This is a genomic window from Cellulomonas sp. EB106-03-03-XG116 (assembly GCF_058792015.1).
This window is the reverse complement of record NZ_JBYTEP010000112.1, coordinates 1-3,380: the sequence shown is the minus strand read 5'-3', so window position 1 is coordinate 3,380 and position 3,380 is coordinate 1. Positions and strand designations below refer to the sequence as shown.

Here is a 3,380-nt window from a genome sequence, read left to right as displayed (position 1 = left end):
TGGGAAGGGTAAGATGGGCAGAAAAGACAGCGCCACCTCCGACCGGAGGTGGCGAGGCCGGAGACCGTAGGCCCCGCGACCGAGGCCGCCCGCAGCGCAGCGCCGGCGCCGCGGCCCCGCCGCGGTCACCAGGCGGCGGCCAGGGCCTCCAGGGTCGCGATGCGGTCCTCGACCGCGTGGGTGGTCGCCGTGACGATCAGCTCGTCCGCGCCGGTGCGCTCCACGAGCTCGCGCAGGGCGGCGGCGGCAGGCTCCGCCGTGGTCGCGACCTGCGTCCCCGCCACCTTCGCGAAGAACTCCGCCGCCTGCACCGGGTCGAGGTCCGCGAGGAGCTTCTCGGCGTCCTCGGGGGTCTCGATCGGCGCCAGCGCGCCCCGGCTCCGCAGCCGCAGCGCCATGACCTTCGACGGCCCGGCCAGCCACTGCGCCCGCTCCTCCGACTCGGCCACGATCACCGACGCCGACACCATGAGGTGCGGGGCGTCGAGCACCTCGGACGGCCGGAACGCCGAGCGGTACACCTCCGCCGCGGTCGTCGTGATGCCGGTGCCGAAGTGGTGCGCGTAGGAGAACGGCAGGCCGAGCTCGCCGGCGAGCTGCGCGCTGAACGTCGACGAGCCCAGCAGCCAGACCTCGGGGGTGCCGGCGGGCACCGGGGTGGCGCGCAGCCGCTGCGCGACGGCGGACGCGGCGCGGCCGGCCGGCAGCTGGCCCAGCAGGTGCAGCACGTCGAGCAGCTCGGCCGGGAAGTCCTCGGCGCCCAGGCCCTCGACCGTGCGGCGGAGCGCGGCGGCGGTCATCGGGTCGGCGCCCGGCGCGCGGCCGATGCCCAGGTCGACGCGGCCCGGGTGCAGCGCCTCGAGCATCGCGAACTGCTCGGCGATCACCAGCGGCGGGTGGTTGGGCAGCATGACGCCGCCGGAGCCGACCCGGATGCGCTCGGTCGACGCGGCGAGGTGCGCGAGCAGCACGCCGGGGGAGGTCGACGCGACCGCGGGCATGCTGTGGTGCTCGGCGACCCAGAACCGGCGGTAGCCCAGGGCGTCGGCGCGCCGGGCGAGCGCGGTGGAGTCGGCGAGCGCGTCGGCGCTGGTGGCCCCGGTCCCGACGGGGGACAGGTCCAGCACGGACAGGGGGACCTCGGGGCGGACGACGGGCTGGTGCGCGCGGGTGGCGTCGGGAGTGCTCACCTCAGGGGCAACGCGGCCGGCACCCGGGGACTTCCCGGGGCCGGCCGCGTCCCGCGTCACACGCGCGCCGCGGCGCGGATCAGGGGTACAGCCCGCGGAGCTGGTGCGCCTCGGCCACCCGGCGCACGCCGATCACGAGCGCGGCGTCCCGCAGCGTGATGCGGTCGGCGCGGGCCCGCTGCGCGACGGCGGCGTACGCGGAGCGCATCCGGTGCTCCAGCCGGTCCTCGATCTCGCGCTCGGTCCACCAGTACGCCTGCTGGGCCTGCACCCACTCGAAGTACGAGACCACCACGCCGCCGGCGTTCGCCAGGATGTCGGGGACGACGGTGATCCCGCGGTCCGCGAGCACCCGGTCGCCCGCGCTGGTCGTGGGCCCGTTCGCGCCCTCGACCACCCAGCGCGCCTTGACCGCGGCGGCGGTCTCCTCGTCCAGCACGTCCTCGGTCGCGGCGGGGATCAGCACGTCGACGTCGAGGCCCAGCAGCTCCGCGTTCGTCACGGGGTCCGCGCCGGCGAAGCCGACCACAGAACCGGTCTCCACCACGTGGGTGTGCAGCGCGGCGACGTCCAGGCCGCCCGGGTGGTGCACGCCGCCGTACTGGTCGCTGACGGCGACGACGCGCGCGCCGCCCTCCGCGAGGAACCGCGCCGCGTGCGAGCCGACCTTGCCGAAGCCCTGCACCGCGGCCGTCACCTCGGACAGCTCGGTCCCGGCGTCGGCCAGCGCGGCGGCGGTCGCGTGCACGACGCCGCGCGACGTGGCGGTCGCCCGGCCGAGCGACCCGCCGACGGCCAGCGGCTTGCCGGTGACGACGGCCGGGATCGTGTACCCGGAGTTCACCGAGTACGTGTCCATCACCCAGCTCATCGTCTGCTCGGTGGTGCCGACGTCGGGCGCCATGATGTCCCGCTCCGGCCCGATGATCGGCATCACCTCGGAGGTGTACCGCCGGGTCACGCGCTCGAGCTCGGCGGGGGAGTACCCACGCGGGTCGATGGCCACGCCGCCCTTGGCGCCGCCGTACGGCAGCTCGACGACCGCGCACTTCCAGGTCATCCACATCGCCAGCGCCCGGACCTCGTCGATGTCGACGCCCGGGGCGTACCGCAGGCCGCCCTTGCCGGGCCCGCGGGAGATGTTGTGCTGCACCCGGTAGCCGGACAGCAGCTCGATCCGGCCGTCGTCCCGGCGCAGCGGCACGGCGACGTGCAGCTCGCGGCGCGGGGTGGCGAGCATCTGGTGCAGGCCGTCGTCGTAGCCGAGCAGGGCGACGGCCGACGACAGCTGGGCGAGCGCCGTCGTCAGGGGGGAGGAGGTGCGCGGGGCGGGCGTCGCGGGGGTGGGCGACGGGGACGTCCCGGTCGGAGCGGTCGCGGTCATGCAGAGGCCTCCTGGGCATCGCGCCCGGCCGTCCGGGCGCGGCCTCGTCGCCGCCCCCGTCGGCGGCGGCCGGGGTACCTCGTCACTGTGCCACACCGAGCCCGGCGGGGACCGGTCGGGCGCCCCGGCCCCGGGACGCCCCGCAGCCCGGGCGCCGCGCGCGGTCAGGAGGTGCGACCGGGGCCGTACTCGAAGTGCCAGTACTCGGCGTAGGGCTGGCCCTGCCGGACCCGGGCCGGCGCGTACCACCCGTAGGTCGGCCCGTTCGCGACCAGCCAGTCGTAGCGGGCGGTGCCGAACCCGTAGGTCCCGACCCACTCCTGCACGTCCAGCGCGGTGCCGAGGCCGTGCGACGACGTGCCGGGCGCCGCGGCGAGCCCGCCGAACGCCGCCTTCATCGCCACCTGGTCGTCGTACGACCGGTACGTGAGGTCCAGGTCGATCGACGCGCCGAACTGCGCCCGGAACGCCTCGTTCAGCGCGGTGAGCGCGTCCGCGGCGTCGCAGCGCAGGTACTGGGCGAACCCCAGCTGGTCGGTGCCCCAGGGCACCTGGCACATCTGCGAGGCGGGCATGTGGCCGTTCGAGCCGTCGCCGTCCGCGGTGGGCACCGACGTCACCCACAGCACGTCGCCCTGGGCGTCGACCGGCCGGCCGTCGACCCAGCCCGCGATGCCCGGGTTGCTCGGCGCGCCCGCGGGGGCCGCCCCGGAGCCGGACCCCGCGCCCGCCCGCGCGGCGGCCGCGGCCTCGGCGTCGGCCTGCTCTGTCTCTTCTCCACATCTGACGCTGCCGACGAAGGCCGT

The 3,380-nt window shown here is 76.4% G+C and carries 3 protein-coding genes; all 3 read right to left on the bottom strand.

The genetic code is table 11. The features are described 5' to 3' along the window. Positions 1–125: 125 nt before the first annotated feature. Positions 126–1,190, bottom strand: a complete 1,065-nt coding sequence (locus tag AC3WUG_RS19470) for an LLM class flavin-dependent oxidoreductase (RefSeq protein ID WP_492329180.1) — start codon at positions 1,188–1,190, stop codon at positions 126–128. Between the two features lie 79 nt (positions 1,191–1,269). Next, positions 1,270–2,574: a Glu/Leu/Phe/Val family dehydrogenase gene (locus AC3WUG_RS19465; protein ID WP_492329179.1), complete on the bottom strand. Its 1,305-nt coding sequence runs from the start codon at positions 2,572–2,574 to the stop codon at positions 1,270–1,272. A gap of 164 nt (positions 2,575–2,738) precedes the next feature. Continuing rightward, positions 2,739–3,380: M15 family metallopeptidase (locus AC3WUG_RS19460; protein WP_492329178.1), on the bottom strand; the 642-nt coding region annotated here is incomplete at its 5' end.